This is a genomic window from Ferdinandcohnia sp. GQ5, assembly GCF_059759275.1.
The window spans coordinates 19,853-45,217 of sequence record NZ_JCAXEW010000027.1; the positions used below are offsets into that span (position 1 = coordinate 19,853).

Consider the following 25,365-nt stretch of genomic DNA (forward strand, 5'->3'; position numbering starts at 1 on the left):
TTAGACGTACACCTCCTTATTAATTAGCCTTGTTTTTGTTTATGTTTTGGGTTTTCACAAATTACCATTACTTTACCTTTTCTACGAATAACTTTACACTTTTCGCAGATAGGTTTTACTGATGGTCTCACTTTCATTTTTCAAACCTCCTTGATAGTTCGGAGCGCATTTATTTAAAACGGTACGTAATCCTACCGCGAGTCAAGTCATAAGGTGATAATTCAACCGTTACCTTGTCTCCGGGTAAAATACGAATAAAGTGCATGCGAATTTTACCAGAAACATGGGCCAAAACAGTATGACCATTCTCTAATTCAACTTTAAACATTGCATTAGGTAATGTTTCAGCAACAGTACCTTCAACTTCAATTACATCGTCTTTCGCCATTGGAATGTTCTCCCTTCTTCAAATCAGTAACTTGCTCATTGACAAACTCGATACACACTAACATTGCTTTACGTTTGCCATCGACCAGTTTCCTTAATACTGCTCTGAACTTCCGGAGATACGTAATCAAAAATTAGATGAATGTTATTCTAATGAATAGGGTTTGTGCCTTACAATTTTGTTAAGATCTCATACCCTGTTTCTGTAATAGCAATCGTATGTTCAAAATGCGCACACGTTTTGCCATCGACTGTTACAACAGTCCAGTTATCTGCTAACGTCTTCACGTATCGACTACCTGCATTTACCATCGGTTCAACGGCAAGTACCATTCCTGGTTTTAAACGTGGTCCTTTATTAGGAGGACCATAATGTGGAATTTGCGGCTCCTCATGTAATTCTTTGCCCACACCGTGACCAACATATTCTCGAACGATCGAGAAATTGTTCGCTTCGACATAAACTTGGATTGCATGAGAAATATTTGAAAGACGCACACCAGGTTTTACTTCCTCTAATCCTCGATAAAGGGATTCTTCGGTTACATTAAGAAGTTTTTGATTTTCCTTATGAATCGTACCTACAGGATATGTCCAAGCTGAGTCACCATGATAGCCATTGTATTGCGCCCCGATATCGATACTAATAATATCTCCATCTTGTAAAACGCGATCACCTGGCAAACCATGCACCAACTCTTCATTAACAGAGGTACAGATACTACCGCGAAAACCATTATACCCTTTAAAAGAAGGAATTGCATCAAATCCACGAATAAACTTTTCAGCAATTGTATCCAGTTCTTTCGTAGAAATCCCTGGAGTAATATATTGTTGTAGTTCTTGGTGCGTCAATGCGACGATCTTTCCAGCCTCGCGCATAATTTCGATTTCCCTTGGTGACTTGCAAATAATCATCTATTGTAATCCCCCAAGAAGCTCCTCTACATCACCAAAAACTTTGTTTATTTCTTGTTGCCCATTGATATTGCGAAGATATCCCTTTTCCTGATAAAAGTCAAGAAGTGGCTTTGACTGCTCGATATTTACTTGTAGACGAGTTCCAACAGTTTCCGCATTATCATCTGCACGTTGATAAAGTTCACCGCCACATTTATCACATTTACCCTCCTGAGCCGGTGGGTTAAATACTAAGTGGTAAGTAGAACCACATTCCTTACAAATTCGTCGACCAGTTAATCTCTCAAGTAAGATTTCAGAATCGACTTCAATGTTAATTACATAGTCAATCTTTTTATCGAGATCAGTAAGAATTGTCTCAAGTGCTTCTGCTTGTGGAACTGTACGTGGAAATCCATCAAGTAAGAAACCATTATTGCAATCATCTTTGCTTAATCGTTCACGGACAATTCCGATCGTAACTTCATCAGGAACAAGCTCACCTTTATCCATAAAAGACTTTGCCTGAAGCCCTAGTTCTGTTCCATCTTTTATTGCAGCACGGAACATATCTCCCGTAGAGATATGAGGGATATTGTACTTTTCTACGATTTTTTCAGCTTGAGTACCTTTACCAGCACCCGGAAGCCCCATTAATACTAAGTTCAAGTGATTTGCCCCCTCAGCCTCTTTATCTTAGAGGTGCTGGGAATTGTATTCCCAGTACCTTATTTGATAAATCCTTTATAATGGCGTTTTACAAGTTGACTTTCAAGTTGCTTCATTGTCTCGAGTGCAACACCGATAACGATGAGCAAGCTCGTTCCACCAATTTGTAAAGACTCCGGTAAATTCGCAAATTTTATAAAGAATACAGGAAGAACAGAAATAGCTGCTAAGAAAATAGAACCAACAAATGTTAATCGATATAGAATTTTCGTTACATACTCTTGCGTATTTCTTCCTGGGCGAATCCCTGGAATATAACCGCCTTGCTTTTTTAAATTATCAGCCATTTGCTCAGGATTAACTTGAACAAATGTATAGAAATATGTGAACGCAATGATTAGTGCAATATATATGATCATCCCAACAGGCTGAGTATAATCAAAATATTTTTGAATCCATTCAGTTACCGCATTAGGACCAAAGAACGAAGCAATCGTTGGTGGTGTAATAATGAAGGAAACTGCAAAGATTACAGGAATAACACCAGCTGCATTTACTTTTAAAGGTAAATGAGTAGAGTGACCTCCAACCGGGCTATTAGCAGCTAATCGCTTTGCATATTGGATTGGAATTTTTCGTAAAGCTTGTTGTACGAATATTACACCTACAACCACAGCTATAACGGCAATTAACAATAATACAACAGTAATGATACGTAAGAATAATTGGTCTCCAGCATCTTCAAACTGTTGTACATAGTATTGATTTACAGCCGTAGGAATTCCGGCAACAATACCAGCAAAGATAATAATTGAAATTCCGTTACCAACACCTTTAGCTGTAATCTGTTCACCTAACCACATTAAAAATGCTGTTCCGGCAGTAAGAACTACAGCAATTAGCAGGTAAGTACCTATGTTTGGATTTTCAATTAACATCCCGTTTGACATATTGTTAAAACCGTATGACATACCTAATGCTTGGATAAAACCGAGCACGATCGTGCCATAACGAGTAAATTGTGCCAATTTACGACGTCCAACTTCTCCTTGCTTAGACCATTCCGTAAATTTAGGAACAACGTCCATTTGCAACAATTGAATAATAATTGAAGCAGTAATGTAAGGCATGATCCCCATTGCAAGGATTGAGAAGTTAAACAATGCTCCACCACCAAATGTATTTAAAAGGCCAAACGCTGTATTGCTATCAGTCGCTTTTAAAACATCGGCATTTACATTTGGTACTGGAATAAAGGTGCCGATTCGAAATACTACTAACATTAGTAAGGTGAATATAATCTTGTTTCTTATATCACCAACGCGCATAAAATTGGAGATTGTTTGAAACATTAAATCACCTCAGTTTTTCCGCCAGCAGCTTCAATAGCTTGTTGAGCAGTAGAGGAGAATTTGTGAGCTCTAACTGTTAGCTTTTTGTCAAGAGTACCTTTTCCAAGGATCTTAACACCAGCATTAAGTTTACTTACAACGCCAGTTTCAATTAAAAGTTCAGGTGTAACTTCTGTTCCGTCTTCGAAACGGTTTAATGTTTCTAGGTTAACAATTGCAAAGTCTTTGCGATTGATGTTTGTAAAACCACGTTTTGGTAAGCGTTGGAATAGAGGGGTTTGACCACCTTCAAATCCAGGACGAACACCGCCACCAGAACGCGCTTTTTGACCTTTATGACCTTTACCAGATGTTTTACCATTACCTGAACCAGTTCCACGTCCTACACGATTACGTGTTTTACGAGAACCTTCAGCCGGTTGTAATTCATGAAGTTTCATTTGGGCACCTCCTTATTTCAGAAAAAAATTCGATTATTGTTCTTTAACCGTAACTAGGTGAGCAACTTTATTAATCATACCGCGAATCGCAGCATTATCATCATGAACAACAGTTTGATGTAATTTTTTCAATCCAAGAGTACGAACAGTTACACGTTGGTCTTCAGGACGTCCAATGACACTGCGAGTGAGGGTGATTTCTAATTTCTTTGACATGTGTTTTCCCTCCTATCCTAACAGTTCTTCTACTGATTTACCACGTAACTTAGCTACTTCTTCAGCACGCTTTAATTGAGTTAATCCTTCTATTGTAGCACGAATCATATTTACAGGAGTATTTGTTCCTAATGATTTAGAAAGGATATCACCGATACCAGCAAGTTCTAATACCGCACGAACTGGTCCACCAGCGATAACTCCAGTACCTTCAGATGCAGGTTTTAATAGTACTTCACCTGCTCCAAACTGACCAATTACTTGGTGAGGAATTGTTGTTCCAACCATTGGTACAGAAACAAGATTCTTTTTAGCATCTTCAATTGCTTTACGAATTGCATCTGGAACTTCTTGAGCTTTACCAGTTCCAAAACCAACATGTCCGTTCTTATCACCGACAACAACTAGTGCTGCAAAGCGGAAACGACGACCACCTTTAACAACTTTAGCTACACGGTTAACGGTAACTACGCGTTCTTCAAGTTCTAATTTATTTGGATCAATGCGACGCATCTATAATGTCCCTCCTTTTTTATTAAAATTGTAATCCAGCTTCACGAGCAGCATCTGCTAGTGCTTTAACACGTCCGTGATATAGGTAACCTCCGCGGTCGAATACAACCTCTTTGATTCCTTTTTCAATTCCGCGTTTTGCAACTAGTTCTCCAACCTTTGTAGCTGCATCTACGTTACCAGCACCTTCAACAGAAAGTTCTTTATCTAATGTAGAAGCACTTGCGATTGTTACTGAGTTCACATCATCGATTAATTGAGCGTAAATGTGTTTATTTGAGCGGAACACATTTAGGCGAGGACGAGTAGCAGTTCCTGAAACACGAGAACGAACACGAGCATGTCTTTTTCTACGAACTGCATTTTTATCCTGTTTCGTAATCATTTACGTCTCTCCTTTCTTTTACCTAAAAAGGCTTACTTCGCAGTTTTACCTTCCTTACGACGTACAAATTCACCTTCGTAGCGAATACCTTTTCCTTTATAAGGCTCAGGCGGACGTACACCACGAATATTAGCAGCTAACGCTCCAACACGTTCTTTATCGATACCTTTAACAACGATCTTTGTGTTAGAAGGTACATCGATTTCTACACCAGCCTCTGGAACGATTTCTACTGGATGAGAATATCCAACGTTTAGAACAAGTTTGTTACCAGATTTTTGAGCACGGTATCCGACCCCGATTAGCTCTAAACCTCTTTCATAACCTTTGGATACACCTTCAACCATGTTCCCTAAAAGACTACGAGTTGTACCGTGAAGAGCACGGTGTTCTTTATTATCAGTTGGGCGAGTAACGTTAATTACGTTCTCTTCAACATTGATTTGCATATCAGGATGGAAAGCACGAGTTAACTCGCCCTTTGGTCCCTTAACAGTAGCAGTATTACCGTTGAATGTTACAGTAACACCTGATGGTATTTCGATTGGTTTTTTACCAATACGTGACATGTACTACACCTCCATTCTTTTCAAGCTATTACCAAACGTAAGCTAATACTTCTCCGCCGGCTTGCTTTTGACGAGCTTCTTTATCAGTTAACACACCTTGTGAAGTTGAAACGATCGCGATTCCTAAACCGTTTAACACACGTGGTACTTCGTTAGATTTTGCATAAACACGTAGACCAGGCTTACTAATACGCTTAAGACCAGTAATTACGCGCTCATTGTTTGCACCGTACTTTAAGAAGATACGGATAATACCTTGTTTATCATCCTCAATAAATTCAACGTCACGAACGAAACCTTCACGCTTTAAAATTTCGGCGATTTCCCTTTTGATATTAGATGCAGGGATTTCAAGTTTCTCATGACGAACCATGTTCGCATTTCGGATGCGAGTAAGCATATCTGCAATTGGATCTGTCATCACCATAGTATTTTTACCTCCTTCCCAATTCGGGGTTTACCAACTTGCTTTTTTTACACCAGGAATTTGACCCTTATAAGCTAGTTCACGGAAACAAATACGGCATAATTTAAATTTACGTAATACAGAGTGTGGACGGCCGCAACGTTCGCAACGAGTGTACTCTTGTACTTTAAATTTCTGTGTGCGTTTTTGTTTCGCAATCATTGATTTCTTAGCCACGTTTTCGCCTCCTTTACTTTTGGAACGGCATACCGAATGCTGTTAATAACTCACGAGCTTCTTCGTCAGTATTTGCAGTTGTTACGATAACGATATCCATACCACGAACTTTACTTACTTTATCGTAATCAATTTCAGGGAAAATTAATTGTTCTTTTACACCTAAAGTGTAGTTACCACGGCCATCAAAAGATTTCTTTGATACACCACGGAAGTCACGTACACGAGGAAGTGAGATAGAAACAAGCTTATCTAAGAAATCATACATACGTTCACCACGTAATGTAACTTTCGCACCGATTGGCATACCTTCACGAAGACGGAAACCAGCGATAGATTTCTTAGCTCTAGTTACAACTGGCTTTTGACCACTTAGAGCAGCTAACTCCTCTACTGCGTTATCTAATACTTTAGAGTTTTGAACTGCGTCACCAACACCCATGTTGATCACGATTTTTTCTACTTTCGGAACCTGCATAACAGACTTATAGTTAAACTTGCTCATTAGAGCAGGTGTAATTTCTTTTTGAAATTTTTCTTTTAGGCGGTTCATGTAAGTACCTCCTTTCTTTGTTTACTATTTATCTAAAACTTCACCAGATTTTTTTGCTACACGTACCTTTTTGCCATCAACTTCTTTGTAACCAACACGTGTTGGAGTACCAGATTTAGGATCTAATGGCATTACATTTGATACATGAATAGGTGCCTCTTGGCTAATGATTCCACCTTGTGGATTCACTTGAGACGGTTTTGAGTGTTTCTTTACGATATTAACGCCTTCTACAAGAACACGGTCTTTCTTTGGAAAGCTTTCAAGGATCACACCTTGTTTACCTTTATCTTTACCTGAAATAACCTGTACCTTGTCACCCTTTTTTACATGCATCTATTTCGCACCTCCTTAAAGGCTAGTCGATTTCGAATTATAATACTTCTGGAGCTAATGAAACAATTTTCATAAAGTTGCTATCACGTAATTCACGTGCCACAGGACCGAAGATACGAGTTCCACGTGGACTCTTGTCATCACGGATTATAACGCAGGCATTTTCGTCAAAACGGATGTAAGTACCGTCATTACGACGTACACCACGCTTAGTACGTACGATTACAGCTTTAACAACATCACCTTTTTTAACAACGCCACCTGGTGTTGCTTGTTTTACTGTACATACGATAACATCACCAATATTTGCTGTTTTACGACCAGAACCACCTAATACTTTAATAGTTAGTACTTCACGTGCTCCAGAATTGTCAGCAACTTTCAAACGAGTTTCTTGTTGAATCATTCATGAAACCTCCCTTCGGATTATTGATTGATCCGAACAATATATATTTAGATAATAACTGCTTTCTCTACTACTTCAACAAGACGGAAGCGTTTTGTAGCAGATAATGGGCGAGTCTCCATAATTCTAACGACGTCGCCGATTTTCGCAACATTGTTTTCATCATGTGCTTTGAATTTTTTAGAATACTTTACGCGTTTACCGTAAAGAGAATGTTTCTTATAGGTTTCTACTAGAACAGTTACTGTTTTATCCATTTTGTCAGATACAACACGTCCAGTGTAGACTTTACGTTGGTTACGTTCACTCACTATCGTAGACCTCCTTCCTGGTTATCGATTATTTACGACCGATTTCTCTTTCGCGGACTACTGTCTTCATACGAGCGATTGATTTACGTACTTCACGAATACGTGCAGTATTCTCAAGTTGGCCAGTAGCTAATTGAAAGCGAAGGTTAAATAACTCTTCTTTTAATGATTTTACTTTTTGTTCTATTTCGGCAGTGGTAAGGTCACGGATTTCATTAGCTTTCATTTGATTCACCACCAATTTCTTCACGTTTTACGAACTTAGTTTTAACTGGTAGCTTATGAGATGCTAGGCGTAGAGCTTCACGAGCGATCTCTTCAGATACACCAGCAATTTCAAACATAACTTTACCAGGTTTAACAACAGCTACCCATCCTTCAGGAGCACCTTTACCGGAACCCATACGTACTTCTAGAGGTTTTGCTGTATATGGTTTTGATGGGAAAATTTTAATCCAAACTTTACCGCCACGTTTCATATAACGTGTCATCGCGATACGAGCAGCTTCGATTTGACGGTTTGTAATCCAAGATGCTTCTTGAGCTTGTAAACCGTATTCTCCGAAATGTACTTCAGTACCACCTTTTGCTTGACCACGCATCTTTCCACGGTGTTCTCTGCGGTATTTAACACGTTTTGGTAATAACATATTATTTTCCTCCTTCCACAGTCTTCTTCTTAGTAGGAAGGACTTCTCCACGATAGATCCATACTTTTACGCCGATCTTTCCATAAGTTGTATCAGCTTCAGCAGTACCATAGTCGATATCTGCACGAAGTGTATGAAGTGGAACTGTACCTTCACTGTAGTGTTCTGCACGAGCGATATCAGCTCCGCCTAAACGACCTGAAGTTTGTGTCTTGATACCTTGAGCACCAGCACGCATAGCACGTTGGATAGCTTGCTTTTGTGCACGACGGAATGAAACACGATTTTCTAATTGACGAGCAATATTTTCAGCTACTAGAGTTGCGTCAACATCAGCTTTTTTGATTTCAAGGATGTTGATGTGTACTCTCTTGCCAGTTAATTGGTTTAATGCTTTACGAAGTGCTTCAACTTCAGTACCACCTTTACCAATAACCATACCTGGTTTTGCGGTATGGACAGTAACGTTAATACGATTAGCTGCACGTTCGATCTCAATTTTTGATACAGAAGCATCACTTAAACGTTTTGCGATATATTCGCGAACTTTAAGGTCTTCATGTAATAAATCTGCATAGTCTTTACCTGCGTACCATTTTGACTCCCAATCACGAATGATGCCGACACGCAGTCCGACTGGATTAACTTTTTGACCCACTACTTATCCCTCCTTCTTTTCTGATACCACGATTGTAATGTGGCTAGTGCGCTTATTGATCTGACTAGCACGTCCCATAGCTCTTGGACGGAATCTTTTTAATGTTGGACCTTCATTTACATATGCTTCAGTAATAACTAAGTTATTAGCATCCATTTCGTAGTTATGCTCTGCATTCGCAATCGCAGAATTTAATACCTTTTCTACAACAGGAGAAGCAGCCTTTGGTGTGTGTCGTAGGATCGCGATTGCTTCACCTACTTGCTTGCCTCGAATTAAATCTGCTACTAAACGAACTTTACGAGGAGCAATACGAACTGTTCTCGCAACAGCTTTAGCTTGCATAGATAATCCTCCTCTCATTAACGTCTTGTTTTCTTATCGTCACTTGCGTGGCCTTTGTAAGTACGAGTTGGTGCGAATTCACCAAGTTTATGACCTACCATATCTTCAGTAACATAGACTGGTACATGTTTACGACCATCATATACCGCAATTGTATGACCGATGAATTGAGGGAAAATCGTTGAACGACGTGACCAAGTTTTAATAACTTGTTTCTTCTCAGATCCATTTTGATTTTCAACCTTTTTCATTAAGTGGTCATCTACAAAAGGTCCTTTTTTCAAACTGCGTCCCATAAGTGAACCTCCCTTCGTGATTGACCTACGGTTCCGATGAACCGTAGCACAATCCCGTTATTTTTTACGACGACGTACGATAAATTTATCTGATTTGTTTTTCTTCTTACGAGTCTTGAATCCAAGAGTTGGTTTACCCCATGGAGTCATAGGTGACTTACGTCCGATTGGTGCTTTACCTTCACCACCACCGTGTGGGTGATCGTTAGGGTTCATAACAGATCCACGAACTGTTGGGCGTTTACCTAACCAGCGTGAACGACCTGCTTTACCAATGTTAACTAGTTCATGTTGTTCGTTACCAACTTGACCTACTGTCGCGCGGCAAGTAGCTAGAATCATGCGAACTTCACCTGAATTCAAACGAACTAGAACATATTTACCTTCTTTACCAAGTACTTGTGCAGAAGTTCCAGCTGAACGAACTAATTGTCCACCTTTACCAGGCTTTAATTCGATGTTGTGGATTACTGTACCTACTGGAATGTTAACTAATGGAAGTGCATTACCTACTTTGATGTCAGCGTCTGATCCTGACACTACCTCCATACCTACTTTTAGGTTTTTAGGAGCAAGAATGTAACGTTTTTCTCCATCTGCATAGTTAATTAAAGCAATATTTGCTGAACGGTTTGGATCATATTCGATCGTAGCAACGCGTCCTGGTATACCATCTTTATCGCGTTTAAAGTCAATTACACGATATTGACGCTTATGTCCGCCAGCTTGATGACGTACTGTGATTTTACCTTGGTTATTACGTCCACCTTTTTTGTGTAAAGGCGCAAGTAATGATTTCTCTGGTCTGTCAGTAGTGATTTCAGCGAAGTCTAATGTTGTCATACCACGACGACCGTTAGAGGTTGGTTTATATTTTTTAATCGCCATCTCTATTTCCCTCCTTCTCTATAAAATTAAACTTCAAAGAATTCGATTTCTTTGCTATCTGCAGTTAACTTAACGATTGCTTTTCTGCGACGATTTGTATATCCACTGTAACGTCCTACACGCTTGAACTTACCTTTGTAGTTCATGATGTTTACTTTTTCAACTGTCACACCGAAAATTTGCTCAATAGCATCTTTAACTTCGGTTTTATTAGCTTTCACGTCAACATCAAATGTGTATTTTTTTTCAGCCATAAGGTCTGATGAACGTTCAGTAATAACAGGGCTCTTAATAATATCACGAGGATCTTTCATTATGCGAGCACCTCCTCTACTTTTTCCACCGCAGCTTTAGTAATCACAAGCTTATCATGGTTAAGAACATCAAGAACATTTACTCCATTTGCAACAACAACTGTTACTCCAGGAATGTTACGTGCTGAAAGTTCTACTGCTTCGTTTGCATCTGCAGTTACGATTAACGCTTTACGATCAACGTTTAATCCTTTCAGTACCGCAACCATTTCTTTTGTTTTAGGAGTTTCTAATACTAGATTGTCTAATACTAGAATGTTTTCCTCTAACACCTTAGTAGATAATGCTGATTTGATCGCTAAACGGCGTACTTTTTTAGGTAATTTGTAGCTATAGCTTCTTGGAGTTGGACCAAATACTGTTCCACCGCCACGCCATTGTGGTGAACGAATAGAACCTTGACGAGCACGACCAGTACCCTTTTGACGCCATGGTTTACGTCCTCCGCCAGCTACTTCAGAACGGATTTTTGTTTTGTGAGTTCCTTGACGTAAGGAAGCTCTTTGCATAATTACTGCATCGAATAATACTTGTTTATTTGGTTCAACACCGAATACAGAATCGTTTAATTCGATTTCTCCTACAGCTGAACCGGATTGGTTATACAATGATACTTTAGGCATTCAAATGTCCTCCTTTCCTAGTAAATTATTTTACTTTTACAGCACTTTTTACTGTAATAACTGATTTTCTCGCACCAGGTACATTACCTTTTACTAGAAGAAGATTACGTTCTGTATCTACTTTCACGATCTCTAAGTTTTGTACTGTGATACGGTCCCCACCCATACGACCAGGTAGAAGTTTGTTTTTGAATACACGGTTTGGAGCTACAGGTCCCATTGAACCAGGACGACGGTGATAACGTGAACCGTGACTCATAGGTCCGCGAGATTGTCCGTGGCGCTTGATCGCACCTTGGAATCCTTTACCTTTTGAAATTCCTGTTACATCTACAATATCTCCCTCTGCGAAGATATCAACTTTGACTTCCTGACCAACTTCAAACTCATCTAAGTTAACTCCACGTAATTCACGTACGAAGCGCTTAGGTGCAGTATTTGCTTTTGCAGCATGACCCTTTTCAGGTTTGTTTGAAAGCTTTTCTCTCTTATCATCAAAACCGATTTGAACTGCTTCATATCCATCAGTTTCAACTGATTTCTTTTGAAGAACTACGTTCGGAGAAGCTTCGATTACAGTTACAGGGATAAGCTCACCGTTACCTACAAATACTTGAGTCATACCAATTTTTCTTCCTAAGATTCCTTTGGTCATTAGTCACACCTCCTAATATATTTACAATTTATTTCAGTTTAAAATTAAAGTTTAATTTCAATGTCAACACCAGACGGTAAATCCAAACGCATTAATGAATCAACAGTTTGTGGTGTTGGGTTAACGATGTCGATTAAGCGTTTATGTGTACGCATTTCGAATTGTTCACGAGAATCTTTATACTTGTGAACAGCACGAAGAATCGTATAAACAGACTTCTCAGTTGGAAGTGGTATTGGACCAGATACAGCTGCTCCAGAACGTTTTGCTGTTTCTACGATTTTTTCTGCAGATTGATCAAGAATTCTGTGATCATAAGCTTTTAAACGAATACGAATTTTTTGTTTTGCCATTATTTTCCCTCCTTTATCGCCTACTTTTAAAATAGACCTTCTCCGTGGAAATTTCCTTACACTCGCCATGGCAAAGCGGCCGGGTGTATCAGCAACCTTCCACATCATCGCAGTCAAAGACCAACATTGACTATTATACAGAAACCAAATACGAAATGCAACATAAATCTTTGTTTTATGCATGTCTTTCGCACTTTTTCAATTATACACACCATCAGTATACATTTCAACAAAAGTCCCAATATATTTTTACGTTAGATTTTGGAAACTAATCTACTGTGAGTTTCTTCTATTATATATGAATATATTTCACAAAAAAACAGGCGGAATCATCCGCCTGTTTTTTAAACATATTGGAATTATTACTCTTGGATTGAAGCAACAACGCCAGCGCCTACTGTACGTCCACCTTCACGAATAGAGAACTTAGTTCCTTCTTCGATCGCAACTGGAGCGATTAGTTCAACAGTCATTTCGATGTTGTCGCCAGGCATTACCATTTCTACACCTTCTGGAAGGTTACAAATTCCAGTTACATCAGTTGTACGGAAGTAGAACTGAGGACGGTAGTTTGAGAAGAATGGAGTGTGACGTCCACCTTCTTCTTTTGATAATACGTAAACTTCAGCTTTGAACTTTGTGTGTGGCTTGATTGTACCTGGCTTAGCAAGTACTTGACCACGTTGGATTTCTTCACGAGCAACACCACGAAGTAGTGCACCGATGTTGTCACCTGCTTCAGCATAATCAAGAAGCTTACGGAACATTTCAACACCTGTTACAGTTGTTGATTTTGGTTCTTCAGTTAAACCGATGATTTCTACTACGTCACCAACTTTAACTTGTCCACGCTCAACACGACCTGTAGCAACTGTACCACGACCAGTGATTGAGAATACATCCTCAACTGGCATCATGAATGGCTTTTCAGTGTCACGAGTTGGAGTTGGAACGTACTCGTCAACAGCTGCCATTAATTCGATAATTTTTTCTTCCCACTCAGCTTCTCCTTCAAGAGCTTTAAGAGCAGAACCTTTGATTACAGGAATGTCGTCACCAGGGAATTCATATTCAGAAAGAAGGTCACGTACTTCCATTTCTACTAATTCTAGTAATTCTTCGTCGTCTACCATGTCACATTTGTTCATGAATACAACTAGGTAAGGTACACCTACTTGACGAGAAAGAAGGATGTGCTCACGAGTTTGTGGCATTGGACCATCAGCTGCAGAAACAACTAGGATACCGCCGTCCATTTGAGCAGCACCAGTAATCATGTTCTTAACGTAGTCAGCGTGTCCTGGGCAGTCAACGTGTGCATAGTGACGGTTGTCAGTTTCATACTCAACGTGTGCAGTTGAGATTGTGATTCCACGCTCACGCTCTTCTGGAGCACCATCGATTTGATCATAAGCCATTGCAGTACCTTTACCGCTTCTTTTAGCAAGAACAGCTGTAATAGCTGCTGTTAAAGTTGTTTTACCATGGTCAACGTGTCCAATTGTACCAATATTAGCATGTGGTTTCGAACGGTCAAATTTCTCTTTTCCCATTTGAAAAGCCTCCTTAAGTATTAGTTATTTTTATATTAAGTATGATATCCCGAAAGTGAGTTTGTCCCACTTTCGAGGCCTACATAAGTAGTTATACTTGATGTAAAGGCGAAAATCAATTATTCACCTTTATTTTTTTTGATAATTTCTTCAGAAATTGATTTTGGTACTTCTTCATAATGATCGAAGTGCATTGTGAATACCCCACGACCTTGTGTGTTAGAACGTAAAGAAGTAGCATAACCAAACATTTCAGATAGTGGAACCATCGCTCGTACTACTTGCGCATTACCGCGTGCTTCCATACCTTCAACACGTCCACGACGGGATGTGATACCACCCATAATGTCTCCCATGTATTCCTCAGGAATAACAACTTCAACCCTCATAACAGGTTCAAGAATTACAGGCTGACATTTTGATGCAGCGTTCTTAAGTGCCATTGAAGCGGCAATTTTAAACGCCATTTCACTTGAGTCAACATCATGGTATGAACCATCATAAAGTTTAGCTTTAATATCAACTAATGGATAACCGGCTAAAACCCCTCTATCAAGAGCGTCTTCAAGACCAGCTTGTACAGCAGGAATATATTCACGTGGAACTACCCCACCAACAATTGCGTTTTCAAATTCAAAGCCTTTACCTTCTTCGTTTGGTGAGAACTCGATCCAAACGTGTCCGTATTGTCCGCGTCCACCAGATTGACGAGCGAATTTACCTTCAACCTGTGCAGATTGACGGAAAGTTTCACGGTAAGCAACTTGTGGAGCACCAACATTAGCTTCTACTTTGAATTCACGCTTCATACGATCTACTAGGATGTCTAAGTGTAACTCACCCATACCTGCGATGATCGTTTGACCTGTTTCTTGATCAGTATGTGCTCTAAATGTTGGATCTTCTTCTTGAAGTTTTTGTAAAGCTGTAGACATTTTATCTTGGTCAGCTTTTGATTTTGGCTCAACTGAAAGTTGAATAACTGGTTCTGGGAAAGTCATAGATTCAAGAATTACTAAATCTTTCTCATCACATAATGTATCACCAGTTGTAGTATCTTTTAATCCTACAGCTGCAGCAATATCCCCTGCAAAAACAGTTGAAATTTCCTGACGGCTATTCGCGTGCATTTGAAGGATACGACCTATACGCTCACGCTTGCCTTTAGTTGAGTTTTGTACATATGATCCAGAATTTAATGTACCTGAATATACACGGAAGAATGTTAATTTACCAACAAATGGGTCAGTCATTACTTTAAACGCAAGAGCTGAGAATGGCTCACTGTCGTCTGAATGACGTTCAACTTCTTCACCTGTATCTGGCAGGTGACCTTGGATAGATGCAACATCTGTTGGAGCAGGTAGGTAATCGATAACCGCATCAAGTACTTTTTGAACACCTTTGTTCTTGAACGCAGTACCACATGTTACCGGGTAGAATTCTACCTTAAGTGTAGCTGTACGAATAGCTGCACGTAATTCCTCGTTAGAGATTTCTTCTCCACCAAGGTATCTTTCCATCAAATCTTCATCTAATTCCGCAACTGCTTCTACAAGCTTTTCGCGATATTCGTTTGCTTGGTCTTGATATTCTTCAGGAATTTCACCTACTTCGATATCAGTACCTAGGTCATTACCATAAAATGTTGCATTCATTTCAACAAGGTCAATGATACCTCTGAATTGATCTTCTGCACCAATTGGTAATTGGATTGGATGTGCATTCGCTTGAAGGCGATCATGTAATGTGCTAACAGAGTATAAGAAGTCAGCACCAATCTTGTCCATTTTGTTTACGAATACAATACGTGGAACACCATAAGTTGTAGCCTGTCTCCAAACAGTTTCAGTTTGAGGCTCAACTCCTGATTGTGCATCAAGAACTGTTACAGCGCCATCAAGTACACGAAGTGAACGTTCAACCTCAACTGTGAAGTCTACGTGTCCTGGTGTGTCGATGATGTTAACGCGGTGGTTCTTCCATTGTGCAGTAGTTGCTGCAGAAGTAATCGTAATACCACGTTCTTGTTCTTGCTCCATCCAGTCCATTTGTGAAGCACCTTCATGTGTTTCACCGATTTTATGAATTTTACCAGTATAATAAAGGATACGCTCAGTTGTTGTTGTTTTACCAGCATCAATGTGAGCCATGATACCAATATTACGAGTCTTTTCTAAGGAGAACTCTCTTGCCATTTGGGTCTTTCTCCTTCCTAATGTTTAAGTATGATTTTTTTATTGTAAGAATGGCTCTGTTAATCTACTTAACAGAGCTGTTTAATTTAAAGGCCTTTATCGTAGTTATAATTTAATTCAGCAAAAGCTGAATTAAATTATTACCAACGGTAGTGAGCAAATGCTTTATTTGCTTCTGCCATTTTGTGAGTATCTTCACGTTTCTTAACTGATGCACCAGAGTTGTTAGCTGCATCAAGAATTTCGTTAGCTAAACGCTCTTCCATTGTTTTTTCTCCACGAAGACGAGCATAGTTTACTAACCAACGTAAACCTAGAGTAGTACGACGGTCAGGGCGAACTTCAACAGGAACTTGATAGTTTGCACCACCTACACGACGTGCTCTTACTTCTAGTACAGGCATGATGTTTTTAAGTGCTTGTTCAAACACTTCCATAGCATCTTTACCTGAACGTTGTTGAACTAGTTCAAACGCATTATATAAAATCGCTTGTGATTTACCTCTTTTTCCATCAACCATCATTTTGTTGATTAAGCGAGTTACAAGCTTAGAATTATAAATTGGATCTGGTAATACATCTCTTTTAGTAACAGGTCCTTTACGAGGCATTAATATTTCCTCCTTTCAATCTTAAATATGTTAGTCTATTATTTCTTAGCTGCTTTTGGTCTCTTAGTACCATATTTAGAACGACCTTGCATACGGTTATTAACACCAGCAGTGTCAAGTGCACCACGAACGATGTGATAACGTACCCCCGGTAAGTCCTTAACACGTCCACCACGAATTAGTACAACACTGTGCTCTTGTAAGTTGTGACCAATTCCTGGGATGTAAGCAGTAACCTCAATTCCGTTCGTTAAACGTACACGAGCATACTTACGAAGTGCTGAGTTTGGCTTCTTAGGAGTCATAGTACCAACACGTGTACAAACACCACGCTTTTGAGGTGAAGTTGCATTAGTTTGTGACTTTTTGAAGCTGTTGTAACCTTTATTTAATGCTGGAGAGTCGGATTTTTGAACTTTGCTTTCGCGACCCTTACGAATTAATTGGTTAATTGTAGGCATTATTTGTTTCCTCCCTTCTTCTTTCATCAAGACCACATATCCAGGTGGTTCATTTTTTTACAAAAAACAAAGTTCTTGTAGATTCATTCCTCCACAAAAACAGTTTTTAATTAATTATCGCAACAGTAGAAGCTCCTACCTCGATTCCGCATGCTTTTCCTAGCCTCTTCATCGAGTCTACCTTTGATATCGGAATTTGTTGTGCTTCGGCTAATTGTAATACTTTATTGATCACACGCCGATCAGCATCCTCTGCCACAACAATCTCTGTTACCATATCAGCTTGGATTGCTTTTACTGCCTGCTTAGTACCTATAATAATCTTCTTTGCCTGTGATACTTTTTCATAAGACATCTAAAATATCCTCCAAAGTAACAGGTTTTAAGGAGCACCTTAGATATATTAACACCCTAAGAGAGGGATGTCAACTACAAGTAAATAAAATTATTTGGGCTTGTAGTAGACATCCGTGATCTTAGATATGCTCTTCTAACCTTTATTCAACACCAACAGTGTCTTCTTCTTGCTCTACAACTACCGGTTCTGCTCGTCGATAACGATTCATACCAGTACCTGCAGGAACAAGTTTACCAATAATTACATTCTCTTTTAGTCCTAGTAACTCATCACGTTTTCCTTTAATTGCAGCATCAGTTAGGACACGAGTTGTCTCTTGGAATGACGCAGCAGAAAGGAACGAATCAGTTTCAAGTGAAGCTTTAGTAATACCTAGAAGTACCGGTCTACCAGTAGCAGGAGCTTTACCTTCAAGTAATACCTTAGTGTTGGCATCCGTGAACTGATGTATATCAAGTAATGAACCTGGTAATACATCTGTCTCGCCTGCATCAGTAACCCTAACCTTACGAAGCATTTGTCTTACCATCACTTCGACGTGCTTGTCACCAATTTCAACACCCTGCATACGATATACTTTTTGAACTTCTTTTAAGAGGTATTCCTGAACAGCAGTTGTATTAGTAACCTTTAATAATTCTTTCGGATCAACAGAACCTTCCGTTAACACCTGACCACTTTCAACTTGTTGACCTTCAGCGACCTTCAAACGAGCGCCATATGGTGCGGTGTAAGAACGAGATTCTACGTCACCTTGGATTACAACTTCTTGCTGTCTGTCTTTTATTTCATTAATCGCGGTAACAATACCGTTGATTTCTGTGATAACAGCTTGACCTTTTGGATTTCTCGCTTCAAATAGTTCTTGAATACGAGGTAAACCTTGAGTTATATCGTCTCCTGCAACCCCACCGGTATGGAATGTACGCATTGTAAGCTGTGTTCCCGGTTCACCGATTGATTGTGCTGCAATGATACCAACTGCCTCACCAACTTCAACTTCTGATCCAGTTGCTAGGTTACGGCCATAACATTTTTTACATACGCCGTGGCGTGTGTTACATGTGAACGCAGAGCGAATCGTAACTTCTTCAACACCAGCATCAACAATTATTTTTGCGATATCTTCTGTAATTAGCTCGTTTTCGGCTACTAACACTTCATTTGTTTCAGGGTGAACAACTTTCTTTCTTGCATAACGGCCATTGAGACGCTCTTCTAGAGGTTCGATAATTTCTGTTCCCTCTTTTAAAGAGCTGACAAGTAAGCCACGATCTGTACCACAGTCGTCCTCACGTACAATTACATCTTGTGCTACGTCTACTAGACGTCTTGTTAGGTAACCAGAGTCAGCGGTCTTAAGGGCAGTATCTGCAAGACCTTTACGAGCACCATGCGTAGAAATAAAGTACTCTAGTACCGTTAGACCTTCACGGAAACTAGATTTAATCGGAAGTTCAATGATACGACCAGCCGGGTTCGCCATAAGTCCACGCATACCAGCTAACTGTGTAAAGTTCGATGCGTTACCACGGGCACCGGAATCACTCATCATGAAGATTGGGTTGCGCTTATCAAGTGAAGCCATTAGCTTACCTTGAATTGTATCTTTTGCCGCACTCCAGATTGAGATAACTCGGTCATAACGCTCATCTTCTGTAATTAAACCACGTCTAAATTGTTTTAGTACGTTATCAACCTTTGATTGTGCCGTCGCTAAAATCTCTTCTTTTTCAGCTAATACAACAATGTCTGCTACACCAACAGTGATTCCAGCTTTTGTTGAATACTTAAATCCAAGATCTTTCATGCGATCAAGCATTTTAGAGGTTTCAGTAATTTTAAAACGTTTAAAGATTTCAGCAATAATATTACCGAGTATTTTCTTCTTGAATGGATCTATCTGTTCTAGATTTTGAATTAGTTCTTTAACATTCGCACCTTTAGGAACAAAATATTTTTCAGGTGTTTTCACTTCAAGGTTTGTTTTTGTAGGTTCGTTAATATACGGGAATGATTTTGGTAAAATCTCATTAAAAATCAACTTACCTACTGTTGTCATTAGCAACATGTTATTCTGTTCTTCTGTAAATGTTGGGTTCTTTAAAGAACTAGCATGAACCGCAACTCTTGTATGAAGATGCACATACCCATTCTGATAAGCAAGAATAGCTTCATTCGTATCCTTGAATACCATTCCTTCACCTACTGCGCCGGGACGCTCCATAGTTAAGTAATAGTTACCTAATACCATATCCTGCGATGGTGTAACTACTGGCTTTCCGTCTTTCGGATTTAGAATGTTTTGTGCTGCCAACATTAATAATCTTGCTTCAGCTTGCGCCTCTGAAGAAAGTGGTACGTGAACCGCCATTTGGTCACCATCAAAGTCTGCATTATACGCAGTACATACGAGTGGGTGAAGACGGATTGCGCGTCCTTCAACTAATGTAGGTTCGAATGCTTGAATACCTAAACGGTGCAATGTAGGGGCACGGTTTAAGAGAACCGGATGCTCCTTAATTACTGACTCAAGCACATCCCATACCTCTGGTTGCACACGTTCAATCTTTCTTTTCGCACTCTTAATGTTATGAGCAAGCCCTTTTTCAACTAGTTCTTTCATCACAAATGGTTTGAATAGTTCTAACGCCATCTCTTTTGGTAGTCCACATTGATACATTTTAAGGTTCGGACCTACAACAATTACGGAACGACCAGAATAGTCAACACGTTTACCTAAAAGGTTTTGACGGAAACGGCCTTGCTTACCTTTCAACATATGTGAAAGTGATTTTAATGGACGGTTACCAGGACCTGTTACAGGTCTGCCACGACGTCCGTTATCAATCAGTGCATCAACCGCTTCTTGAAGCATACGCTTTTCGTTCTGAACAATGATGCTTGGTGCGCCTAAGTCTAATAGACGCTTTAAGCGATTGTTACGGTTAATTACACGACGGTATAAGTCGTTTAAATCTGAAGTTGCAAAACGACCACCATCTAGCTGAACCATTGGTCGAAGTTCAGGAGGAATAACCGGTAGTACATCAAGAATCATCCATGAAGGCTCATTGCCTGAGTTACGGAATGCCTCTAATACCTCAAGTCGTTTAATTGCACGAGTTCTTCTTTGTCCTTGAGAGGTTTTCAACTCTTCTTTTAAACCATCTACTTCTTTTTCTAAATCGATATCGAGAAGAAGTTTTTTAATTGCTTCAGCTCCCATTGCAGCATGGAATGTGTTCCCGTATTTTTCACGGTATGCACGATATTCCTTTTCAGAAAGCAGTTGCTTTTTATCTAAAGGAGTATCTCCAGTTTCTGTTACAACGTATGAAGCAAAGTAGATTACTTCTTCAAGAGCTCGAGGGGACATATCTAAGACAAGTCCCATTCGGCTTGGAATTCCTTTAAAATACCAAATATGTGATACTGGTGCTGCAAGTTCGATATGCCCCATGCGTTCACGACGAACTTTTGCACGAGTAACTTCTACGCCGCAACGATCACAGACTACACCTTTGTAGCGAACGCGTTTATATTTACCACAGTGACATTCCCAGTCCTTTTGTGGTCCAAAGATTCGTTCACAGAATAACCCATCTTTTTCTGGTTTTAATGTACGATAGTTAATTGTTTCTGGCTTCTTCACTTCACCGAAAGACCATGAACGGATCTTATCTGGAGAAGCGAGGCCAATGCTCATGTATTCAAAATTATTAACATCTAGCAAGGGGCCTACCTCCCTTTTGATCTACAGGATTACCCTAATTGACCTTTGCTTTGAATGACAATCAAAAAAACGTGCCTTGGCGTACTTGCGCCCGATTGTTTTCAAGCGTACTTGAAAAATTGTTTAAAAAATCGTGACATCCGCCGGAGGCTTAATTCATTATTCAGCAGGAGTATAACCCACTGCTGAATAATGAGATCTATTCCTTAACTACTGCGTTCTTTTCTAATTCTGGGTCGATTTGTTGGTCAGAATCAAGAGATATTCCCTCTGATTGACTAGCTTCCTCATCATCTTCTAAATCACGCATTTCAATCTCTTCTTCATCACCTGAGAGAATCTTCACATCTAATCCCAGTGACTGTAGTTCTTTAATCAATACTTTGAACGATTCAGGAACACCTGGTTCAGGTACATTTTCACCTTTCACGATCGCTTCGTATGTCTTCACACGACCAACAACATCATCGGATTTAACTGTAAGGATTTCTTGTAGCGTGTATGCAGCACCATAAGCTTCAAGCGCCCAAACTTCCATTTCACCGAAACGTTGTCCTCCGAACTGAGCTTTACCACCAAGTGGTTGCTGTGTAACAAGAGAATAAGGTCCAGTTGAACGAGCATGAAGTTTGTCATCAACCATGTGCGCTAGTTTAATCATATACATGACACCAACAGATACTCGGTTATCAAACGGTTCACCCGTTCTTCCGTCATATAAAACTGTTTTCGCATCACGTGACATTCCAGCCTCTTCTAGAGTATCCCAAACATCTTCTTCAGTTGCACCGTCAAATACTGGAGACGCAACATGAATACCAAGTTGTCTAGCAGCCATTCCTAAGTGCAGCTCTAGAACCTGACCGATGTTCATACGTGACGGAACCCCTAATGGGTTTAGCATGATGTCAATTGGCGTTCCATCTGGAAGGTATGGCATATCTTCTTCCGGAAGAATTCTTGAAATTACCCCTTTGTTTCCGTGACGACCAGCCATCTTATCGCCTTCGTGTATTTTACGTTTTTGAACGATATAGACACGAACAAGCTGGTTTACACCTGGTGGTAATTCATCTCCATCTTCTCTATTGAATACCTTCACATCAAGAACAATTCCTCCTCCACCGTGTGGTACACGAAGAGAAGTATCACGAACTTCACGTGCCTTTTCACCAAAAATGGCATGTAATAGACGTTCTTCAGCTGTAAGTTCAGTTACACCTTTTGGCGTCACTTTACCAACAAGTAAGTCACCGTCTTTTACCTCAGCACCAACACGGATAATTCCACGCTCGTCGAGATTACGTAATGCGTCTTCCCCAACGTTTGGAATATCACGTGTAATTTCTTCTGGTCCTAATTTTGTATCACGTGATTCAGATTCGTATTCTTCAATATGAATAGATGTATAAACATCATCTTTTACAAGTCTTTCACTCATGATGATGGCATCTTCATAGTTATATCCATCCCAAGTCATGAAACCAACAAGAACGTTACGCCCTAATGCTAGTTCACCCTTTTCCATAGAAGGACCATCTGCAAGGATTTCTCCTTTAACAACTTCATCGCCTTCTGTAACAATCGGGCGTTGGTTATAACATGTACCTTGGTTCGAACGAATAAATTTTAATAGACGGTATTTATCAAGGTCGCCTTTTACCTTTTGACCATCAACTTCTTGATAGCGACGAACCCAGATTTGTTTTGCTTCAACACGCTCAACAATACCAGGGTGTTTACAAATTACTGCTGCACCTGAGTCCTTACCAGATACATACTCCATACCTGTACCAACGAATGGAGCTTCCGGTTGCATAAGTGGAACAGCTTGACGTTGCATGTTCGCACCCATTAGTGCACGGTTTGAGTCATCGTTTTCCAAGAAAGGAATACATGCAGTCGCTGCAGAAACAACTTGCTTTGGCGATACATCCATATAGTCAATTCGGTCACGGTGTACAACAGTGTTCTCACCTTTGAAACGAGCGACTACATCTTCATCTAAAAATTCACCATTATCACCCAAACGAGAATTTGCCTGAGCAGTTACATAGTTATCTTCTTCGTCTGCTGTTAAGTAATCAATTCTATCTGTAACCCTACCTGTTTCAGGATCAACTCTTCGATACGGAGTTTCAATAAACCCAAATCGATTCACCTTTGCATACGATGATAATGAGTTAATTAGACCGATGTTTGGACCTTCTGGTGTTTCAATCGGACACATACGACCATAGTGAGAGTAATGAACGTCACGAACTTCGAATCCTGCACGTTCACGTGTTAAACCACCAGGTCCTAATGCTGATAATCTTCGTTTATGTGTTAATTCTGCTAATGGATTTGTCTGGTCCATAAATTGTGAAAGCTGAGAGCTACCAAAGAACTCTTTAATAGAAGCGATCACTGGACGGATATTGATTAATTGTTGTGGAGTGATTGTATTCGTATCTTGAATTGACATTCTCTCACGAACAACACGTTCCATTCTTGATAATCCGATACGGAATTGGTTTTGTAGAAGCTCACCAACTGAACGTAAACGACGATTACCTAAATGGTCGATATCATCTGTATCTCCAACTTGATGTAACAAGTTAAAGAAATAGCTAATTGAAGAAAGAATATCCGCTTGTGTAATATTCTTAACGCCTTCTTCGATGTAGGCATTACCAATGACATTAATGACTTGTTCGCCATCTGGGTCATTTGGAGCGTAAATCTTTATAGACTGAAGTGTGATTTCTTCATCTATAACACCACCTGCTGGCTGAAGTGCTTTAAAACCAATACCATTCTCTAAGTACGGGATGATACGGTCTAGCGTTCTGCGGTCGAGAAGCGTGTCTTTTTCCACGATAATCTCACCAGTTTCAGGATCAACAAGCGTTTCTGCAATACGCTGATTAAACAAACGATTCTTAATATGAAGTTTTTTGTTGATTTTGTAGCGTCCTACACTCGCAAGGTCGTAACGTTTTGGATCAAAAAAGCGTGATTCCAATAAACTTTTTGCGTTTTCGACTGTTGGCGGTTCTCCAGGACGTAGACGTTCATATATTTCTAGTAATGCTTTTTCTGTACTTTCTGTGTTGTCTTTCTCAAGCGTGTTTCGTAGATATTCATTTTCACCAAATAAATCGATGATTTCTTGATCAGAGCCAAACCCAAGCGCGCGCAAAAGGACCGTTACCGGTAATTTACGAGTACGGTCGATACGAACGTATACAACATCCTTCGCATCTGTTTCATACTCTAACCATGCACCACGGTTTGGTATTACCGTTGCTGTAAAGCCGCGTTTACCATTCTTATCAACTTTGCCACTGAAATAAACACTTGGTGAACGAACCAATTGTGAAACAATTACACGTTCTGCACCATTGATAACGAACGTACCTGTTTCTGTCATGAGTGGGAAGTCACCCATAAATACATCTTGATCTTTTACTTCACCAGTTTCTTTATTGATCAAACGCACCTTTACTCTAAGTGGCGCTGAATAAGTAACATCTCTTTCCTTTGATTCCTCTACAGAATACTTTGGCTCACCTAAACTGTAATCAATGAACTCTAGAGATAGGTTACCTGTAAAATCTTCAATTGGGGAAATATCTTGGAACATTTCCCTAAGACCCTCATCAAGAAACCACTGATAAGAAGAGGTTTGAATCTCAATAAGATTTGGTAATTCTAAAACTTCACTAATACGAGCATAACTTCTTCGTTGGCGGTGTCGTCCATACTGAACTAGTTGACCTATCAACCCATTCACCCCTCATATCAAGCGTTATTAATCTTGCTATTTTATAAATACTTACTAGTTATAAAAGCCTACAAATAAACTAATATAAATAGTAAGAAGTAAACCGCAAATCAAAATGATAGGACACATAAAGCAGCCTATCAAATCCGACTTTTCCAAGCCAAATAAATGCTGTTCTTCTTTGTCTAAAAAGACCAAAATCAGCTATTTCAAGCCG

At 39.7% G+C, this 25,365-nt stretch carries 33 protein-coding genes; all 33 read right to left on the reverse strand.

Going from position 1 to position 25,365, the window contains the following annotated elements; genetic code table 11:
* Positions 1-23 precede the first annotated feature (23 nt).
* On the reverse strand, positions 24-137 hold the full coding sequence (rpmJ, locus tag AC6CHV_RS23930) for a 50S ribosomal protein L36 (protein ID WP_003156543.1): 114 nt from the start codon (positions 135-137) through the stop codon (positions 24-26).
* A 32-nt stretch (positions 138-169) separates the two neighbouring features.
* The gene (gene infA / locus AC6CHV_RS23935; RefSeq protein WP_010285101.1) at positions 170-388 is read right to left on the reverse strand and encodes a translation initiation factor IF-1; all 219 of its coding nucleotides are present in this window, start codon (positions 386-388) and stop codon (positions 170-172) included.
* A 170-nt stretch (positions 389-558) separates the two neighbouring features.
* The gene (map, locus tag AC6CHV_RS23940) at positions 559-1,305 is read right to left on the reverse strand and encodes a type I methionyl aminopeptidase (RefSeq protein WP_498079810.1); all 747 of its coding nucleotides are present in this window, start codon (positions 1,303-1,305) and stop codon (positions 559-561) included.
* Positions 1,306-1,956, reverse strand: coding sequence for an adenylate kinase (locus AC6CHV_RS23945; protein ID WP_498079811.1), 651 nt, complete (start codon positions 1,954-1,956; stop codon positions 1,306-1,308).
* Positions 1,957-2,015: 59 nt separating this feature from the next.
* Positions 2,016-3,308 (reverse strand): preprotein translocase subunit SecY, encoded by a 1,293-nt coding sequence (gene secY, locus AC6CHV_RS23950; protein WP_121448790.1) that lies wholly within the window; start codon positions 3,306-3,308, stop codon positions 2,016-2,018.
* Positions 3,308-3,748, reverse strand: coding sequence for a 50S ribosomal protein L15 (gene rplO / locus AC6CHV_RS23955; protein ID WP_099352754.1), 441 nt, complete (start codon positions 3,746-3,748; stop codon positions 3,308-3,310). The genes secY and rplO overlap by 1 nt, the downstream gene beginning before the upstream one ends.
* A gap of 33 nt (positions 3,749-3,781) precedes the next feature.
* On the reverse strand, positions 3,782-3,964 hold the full coding sequence (gene rpmD, locus AC6CHV_RS23960) for a 50S ribosomal protein L30 (RefSeq protein WP_010285086.1): 183 nt from the start codon (positions 3,962-3,964) through the stop codon (positions 3,782-3,784).
* Between the two features lie 12 nt (positions 3,965-3,976).
* Positions 3,977-4,477 carry a 30S ribosomal protein S5 gene (rpsE, locus tag AC6CHV_RS23965; protein WP_121448791.1) on the reverse strand — a complete coding sequence of 167 codons (501 nt, stop codon included), beginning with the start codon at positions 4,475-4,477 and terminating at the stop codon, positions 3,977-3,979.
* Positions 4,478-4,499: 22 nt separating this feature from the next.
* Complete coding sequence (gene rplR / locus AC6CHV_RS23970) at positions 4,500-4,862, reverse strand: 50S ribosomal protein L18 (protein ID WP_099364827.1); 363 nt, start codon at positions 4,860-4,862, stop codon at positions 4,500-4,502.
* A gap of 32 nt (positions 4,863-4,894) precedes the next feature.
* Positions 4,895-5,431 carry a 50S ribosomal protein L6 gene (gene rplF / locus AC6CHV_RS23975; RefSeq protein WP_121448792.1) on the reverse strand — a complete coding sequence of 179 codons (537 nt, stop codon included), beginning with the start codon at positions 5,429-5,431 and terminating at the stop codon, positions 4,895-4,897.
* Between the two features lie 28 nt (positions 5,432-5,459).
* Complete coding sequence (gene rpsH / locus AC6CHV_RS23980; RefSeq protein WP_010285079.1) at positions 5,460-5,858, reverse strand: 30S ribosomal protein S8; 399 nt, start codon at positions 5,856-5,858, stop codon at positions 5,460-5,462.
* Positions 5,859-5,888: 30 nt separating this feature from the next.
* Positions 5,889-6,074, reverse strand: a complete 186-nt coding sequence (rpsN, locus tag AC6CHV_RS23985; RefSeq protein ID WP_010285078.1) for a 30S ribosomal protein S14 — start codon at positions 6,072-6,074, stop codon at positions 5,889-5,891.
* A gap of 13 nt (positions 6,075-6,087) precedes the next feature.
* The gene (rplE, locus tag AC6CHV_RS23990) at positions 6,088-6,627 is read right to left on the reverse strand and encodes a 50S ribosomal protein L5 (RefSeq protein ID WP_099352749.1); all 540 of its coding nucleotides are present in this window, start codon (positions 6,625-6,627) and stop codon (positions 6,088-6,090) included.
* 24 nt (positions 6,628-6,651) lie between these two features.
* A complete protein-coding gene (rplX, locus tag AC6CHV_RS23995; RefSeq protein WP_099352748.1) occupies positions 6,652-6,963 on the reverse strand; it encodes a 50S ribosomal protein L24 in 312 nt (103 codons plus the stop codon).
* 37 nt (positions 6,964-7,000) lie between these two features.
* Complete coding sequence (gene rplN, locus AC6CHV_RS24000; protein ID WP_058000134.1) at positions 7,001-7,369, reverse strand: 50S ribosomal protein L14; 369 nt, start codon at positions 7,367-7,369, stop codon at positions 7,001-7,003.
* A gap of 47 nt (positions 7,370-7,416) precedes the next feature.
* Positions 7,417-7,680, reverse strand: a complete 264-nt coding sequence (rpsQ, locus tag AC6CHV_RS24005; RefSeq protein WP_099352747.1) for a 30S ribosomal protein S17 — start codon at positions 7,678-7,680, stop codon at positions 7,417-7,419.
* Positions 7,681-7,708: 28 nt separating this feature from the next.
* The gene (rpmC, locus tag AC6CHV_RS24010) at positions 7,709-7,906 is read right to left on the reverse strand and encodes a 50S ribosomal protein L29 (protein WP_010285065.1); all 198 of its coding nucleotides are present in this window, start codon (positions 7,904-7,906) and stop codon (positions 7,709-7,711) included.
* A complete protein-coding gene (gene rplP, locus AC6CHV_RS24015; RefSeq protein ID WP_010285062.1) occupies positions 7,896-8,330 on the reverse strand; it encodes a 50S ribosomal protein L16 in 435 nt (144 codons plus the stop codon). Before rplP ends, rpmC begins: the two co-directional genes overlap by 11 nt.
* Before the next feature lies 1 nt (position 8,331).
* The gene (gene rpsC / locus AC6CHV_RS24020) at positions 8,332-8,988 is read right to left on the reverse strand and encodes a 30S ribosomal protein S3 (RefSeq protein WP_121448793.1); all 657 of its coding nucleotides are present in this window, start codon (positions 8,986-8,988) and stop codon (positions 8,332-8,334) included.
* 3 nt (positions 8,989-8,991) lie between these two features.
* A complete protein-coding gene (rplV, locus tag AC6CHV_RS24025) occupies positions 8,992-9,333 on the reverse strand; it encodes a 50S ribosomal protein L22 (RefSeq protein WP_010285059.1) in 342 nt (113 codons plus the stop codon).
* Between the two features lie 17 nt (positions 9,334-9,350).
* A complete protein-coding gene (gene rpsS, locus AC6CHV_RS24030; protein WP_121448794.1) occupies positions 9,351-9,629 on the reverse strand; it encodes a 30S ribosomal protein S19 in 279 nt (92 codons plus the stop codon).
* 57 nt (positions 9,630-9,686) lie between these two features.
* Positions 9,687-10,517, reverse strand: coding sequence for a 50S ribosomal protein L2 (gene rplB / locus AC6CHV_RS24035; RefSeq protein ID WP_498079812.1), 831 nt, complete (start codon positions 10,515-10,517; stop codon positions 9,687-9,689).
* A gap of 26 nt (positions 10,518-10,543) precedes the next feature.
* Positions 10,544-10,831: a 50S ribosomal protein L23 gene (rplW, locus tag AC6CHV_RS24040; protein WP_099352742.1), complete on the reverse strand. Its 288-nt coding sequence runs from the start codon at positions 10,829-10,831 to the stop codon at positions 10,544-10,546.
* Positions 10,831-11,454, reverse strand: coding sequence for a 50S ribosomal protein L4 (rplD, locus tag AC6CHV_RS24045; protein WP_121448796.1), 624 nt, complete (start codon positions 11,452-11,454; stop codon positions 10,831-10,833). The genes rplW and rplD overlap by 1 nt, the downstream gene beginning before the upstream one ends.
* Positions 11,455-11,479: 25 nt before the next feature.
* The gene (gene rplC / locus AC6CHV_RS24050; RefSeq protein ID WP_121448797.1) at positions 11,480-12,109 is read right to left on the reverse strand and encodes a 50S ribosomal protein L3; all 630 of its coding nucleotides are present in this window, start codon (positions 12,107-12,109) and stop codon (positions 11,480-11,482) included.
* A gap of 44 nt (positions 12,110-12,153) precedes the next feature.
* The gene (gene rpsJ / locus AC6CHV_RS24055) at positions 12,154-12,462 is read right to left on the reverse strand and encodes a 30S ribosomal protein S10 (RefSeq protein WP_003354783.1); all 309 of its coding nucleotides are present in this window, start codon (positions 12,460-12,462) and stop codon (positions 12,154-12,156) included.
* 362 nt (positions 12,463-12,824) lie between these two features.
* The gene (gene tuf, locus AC6CHV_RS24060; protein ID WP_341329619.1) at positions 12,825-14,015 is read right to left on the reverse strand and encodes an elongation factor Tu; all 1,191 of its coding nucleotides are present in this window, start codon (positions 14,013-14,015) and stop codon (positions 12,825-12,827) included.
* Positions 14,016-14,134: 119 nt separating this feature from the next.
* Positions 14,135-16,213, reverse strand: coding sequence for an elongation factor G (gene fusA, locus AC6CHV_RS24065; RefSeq protein ID WP_341329618.1), 2,079 nt, complete (start codon positions 16,211-16,213; stop codon positions 14,135-14,137).
* A gap of 140 nt (positions 16,214-16,353) precedes the next feature.
* On the reverse strand, positions 16,354-16,824 hold the full coding sequence (gene rpsG / locus AC6CHV_RS24070) for a 30S ribosomal protein S7 (RefSeq protein WP_121448800.1): 471 nt from the start codon (positions 16,822-16,824) through the stop codon (positions 16,354-16,356).
* Positions 16,825-16,862: 38 nt separating this feature from the next.
* On the reverse strand, positions 16,863-17,285 hold the full coding sequence (rpsL, locus tag AC6CHV_RS24075; protein ID WP_099352736.1) for a 30S ribosomal protein S12: 423 nt from the start codon (positions 17,283-17,285) through the stop codon (positions 16,863-16,865).
* 106 nt (positions 17,286-17,391) lie between these two features.
* Entirely contained in the window at positions 17,392-17,640 is a 249-nt protein-coding gene (locus AC6CHV_RS24080) for a 50S ribosomal protein L7ae-like protein (protein ID WP_121448801.1), read from the reverse strand.
* 142 nt (positions 17,641-17,782) lie between these two features.
* Positions 17,783-21,379: a DNA-directed RNA polymerase subunit beta' gene (gene rpoC / locus AC6CHV_RS24085; protein WP_341329617.1), complete on the reverse strand. Its 3,597-nt coding sequence runs from the start codon at positions 21,377-21,379 to the stop codon at positions 17,783-17,785.
* Positions 21,380-21,578: 199 nt separating this feature from the next.
* On the reverse strand, positions 21,579-25,148 hold the full coding sequence (rpoB, locus tag AC6CHV_RS24090) for a DNA-directed RNA polymerase subunit beta (protein ID WP_498079813.1): 3,570 nt from the start codon (positions 25,146-25,148) through the stop codon (positions 21,579-21,581).
* Between the last annotated feature and the right edge of the window lie 217 nt (positions 25,149-25,365).